Source organism: Micrococcus sp. KRD012 (genome assembly GCF_017168555.1).
Lineage (GTDB): Bacteria > Actinomycetota > Actinomycetes > Actinomycetales > Micrococcaceae > Micrococcus > Micrococcus luteus.
In genome coordinates, this window is the sequence record NZ_JABFBB010000052.1 from 1 (window position 1) to 3,019 (window position 3,019).

At 66.3% G+C, this 3,019-nt stretch carries 3 protein-coding genes; 2 read left to right on the forward strand and 1 reads right to left on the reverse strand.

Annotated features, from left to right (window positions below):
• Nucleotides 1-544: 544 nt before the first annotated feature.
• Nucleotides 545-1,459 carry a replication initiation protein gene (locus tag J1M37_RS11345; RefSeq protein WP_218829699.1) on the forward strand — a complete coding sequence of 305 codons (915 nt, stop codon included), beginning with the start codon at nt 545-547 and terminating at the stop codon, nt 1,457-1,459.
• Nucleotides 1,456-1,704, forward strand: coding sequence for an HTH domain-containing protein (locus J1M37_RS11350; protein WP_041104739.1), 249 nt, complete (start codon nt 1,456-1,458; stop codon nt 1,702-1,704). The genes J1M37_RS11345 and J1M37_RS11350 overlap by 4 nt, the downstream gene beginning before the upstream one ends.
• 563 nt (nt 1,705-2,267) lie before the next feature.
• Here the strand turns inward: J1M37_RS11350 and J1M37_RS11355 are convergent.
• Nucleotides 2,268-2,828, reverse strand: a complete 561-nt coding sequence (locus J1M37_RS11355) for a hypothetical protein (RefSeq protein ID WP_206452681.1) — start codon at nt 2,826-2,828, stop codon at nt 2,268-2,270.
• Between the last annotated feature and the right edge of the window lie 191 nt (nt 2,829-3,019).

Consider the following 3,019-nt stretch of genomic DNA (forward strand, 5'->3'; position numbering starts at 1 on the left):
CCGCCCAAACACCCCCTGCACCTCACCTCCCCGACACCACCCACTGGACGAGGGACGAGGAGAGTGGGTGGTGTCGGGGAGGTGAGGTGCCACAGCCGCAGAAACAAGCGGGGCGGGTGTAACAACGGAAGTTATAGGTGGTGTTACACCTCGTGTTACACCCCTAGGGGTGCTAGCCGGACTAGTCGGGCTAGCCGTTCTAGGGGCGCTAGACCGGCTAGCGACGTGCCGGAGCAAGCTATGCACTTATGTGCCATAAGTCGGCCTGAGCAGACTCCGCAGGGCGGAGGCGTTGCACTGTGCGAGGGGAAGAACGGACTGCCGCCCTCCGCTTCGCTCCGGTTGCCCGGAAGGGACTGGGGCACCCTCTCGACGTGCTCGGGAAGGTGTGTGCCATGGGTGTGCTGCACCCGGGGCGCAGGTGGTCCCGGCAGTGGTCACCCCAGGGCCGGGGAAGGTGTGAGAGAGCAGCTTGTCGGGGAAACATCTGATTAGGTTCGCGTCCCACTTTGAACATGCGGGAGGTTCGTGCGAGGGTGTGCCCATGACGCTGACGACGCGAGACGCCCAGACGTGGGAGCAGATGTGGCTGCCGCTATGGCCGCTCGCGTCGGATGACCTGCGCGCCGGGATCTACCGCACCGCACGCAAGGACGCACGCGGACGCCGGTACATCGAGGCCAACCCGCAGGCGCTCTCGAACCTGCTGGTGGTGGACGTCGATCACGAGGACGCGCTCATGCGCGCGCTCTGGGACCGCCACGACTGGCTCCCCAACGCGGTGGTGGAGAACCCGGCCAACGGGCACGCACACGCGGTCTGGGCGCTGGCCGAGCCGGTCACGCGCACCGAGTACGCCCACCGCAAGCCCCTGGCGTTCGCCGCGGCCGTCACCGAAGGCCTACGCCGCTCCGTGGACGGAGACGCCGCCTACAGCGGCCTGATCACCAAGAACCCCGAGCACGGCTCCTGGCACACCTCCTGGACCTCTGACCGGCTCTACAGCCTCGGAGAACTGGCCAGCCGGCTCGAAGAAGCCGGCCACATGCCAGCGCCCTCCTGGCGACGCTCACGACGCCGCGCGCCGGTCGGCCTAGGCCGCAACTGCGCGATCTTCGAAACAGCCCGCCACTGGGCCTACCGCGAGGCCAAACGCATTCGCCAGCGCCACGAGCACGCCACCGCCGAAGACAGCCGCGACTACTACGCCGCCGTGCTCGCCCACGTGCACGAGCTCAACGCCGCCTTCTCCGAACCGCTCCCGGCCAACGAGGCCCGCGACATCGCCGCCAGCATCCACCGATGGGTCACCACGCGCTTCTACGGCTGGACAGACGCCCGCACCGTCCAGCAGGCGTCCCTGTCCACGCTCCAAGCCTTCAGAGGCCGCCAGAGCGGAGCGAAGCGACGCAACGCCGTTGAGGAGCGTGCCCGTTTGATCCTGGAGGAGAACGCATGAGCACCGGCCCCACACGCGCCAAGCGCAAGCAGTCCGCCCGCGAACTAGCCGAGCGATTCGGAGTCTCGCCGCGCACCATCCGCCGCACCGTCGCCCAGGAGCGCGCGGACTACTTGGCGGACGCCGCCGCGCGCCATGAACGCATCCGCGCCCTGCGCGCGGAAGGGCTCTCCATGCGCGCCATTGCCGCCAAGGAGGGCGTCACCGTCGGAACGGTGCACTACGCGATCCACAAGGACGATTGAGAAGAGGGCTGGACATGGCGCTTCGGAAGAAATCTCGGGCAGCTCTTGAAGCCCAGTTGAGGGAGATCGAAGACAGACTGAGCCGTCATCCGCTTGCCTCAACCCGAGTCAGGGAGGCGCACGCACTCATCGACGCTCATCCAGGGGAAGACCCAGGACGCACCTCCCGCAAGTTGGCCGAGAAGGGCCTGCCCGCGCTCGATGAGCTTGGCGCTCTCCAGCTCAAGAGTTCGATCTCGTGGTGGCGGCTGAACAGGTCGAAGAGGAAGGTCACGAAGAAGTTGGCCAGCTTGTAAAGAACCCGCAAGCAACCCAACGCGTCAAAACGGACGCCTCCAACGACTTCTGGCCCCCTGCGCCTGCACCCCAGCACAGTGCAACGAATCCCGGCCTGACTAGGCCGAAAGCGACTTAGCATAGCTAAGTATCTAGCTTGCTCCGGCGCTGACGGTCCGCCCCACACCTGAACGCATCCGCGCCATACGCGCCAACGCTAAAGGTGAAGGCATACGCGTTCAGGCGGCGCACTGCGCAGAGCGCAAGCAGACCCAGCCATTCGGGCTTTAGAGGTCCTCCCACTTCTTCGGGGGATTCACCCAGCCCTTCTCCATGCGGGCTTCTGCAGCCATGTCTCGAGTCATCTGCTTGGTCTTCCCCCATGCCGCCTGAACCTCAGCCGCACTCATGCCCGGCTTCCAGACCTTCACCCACACTGCTTCAGCGGCGAAGACGAGGAACATAGCGACAGCGCCGCACACGGCAACCCCCGCAGAGACAAACCAGCCGACGATTCCTCCCACGAGCGGGGGAACCACGAAGCTCCACACGGCATAGCCCCAGCCGCCCGGGGAAGGGTGGGCCGCTGCGACCACGAAAGGCCGCTCACCACAGGCGACCAAGATCGAACTGACCACCACAGCGGTCACAGCAAGCTCCAGCGAAGCCCACCCGCCGAGAGGACTGGCCAGGGCCTGGCTGAACAACCACCACAGCAGCCACACCCCCGGCATGAGGGCAAGACCCGTGCTCAGGTGACCCGTTATCGCCCAGGGAAGCGAGATGACTTCCGGGGAACCGCCCCCACCCGACACCTCGTCCGATTTCGTTCGCTGGCGCTTCATCACTTCTCCCTCGACACCTCGGCCACGTTCTCAGCCACACGCAAGCACCCTGCACAGTGCAACGACTCCCGGCATGACTAGGCCGCGAGCCACTTAGCACGGCTATGTGTATAGCTTGCTCCGGCTCTGCGCCCCTGCACGCCCTCCTGCGCCCCTGCACGCCCTCCTGCGCCCCTGCACGCCCTCCTGCGCCC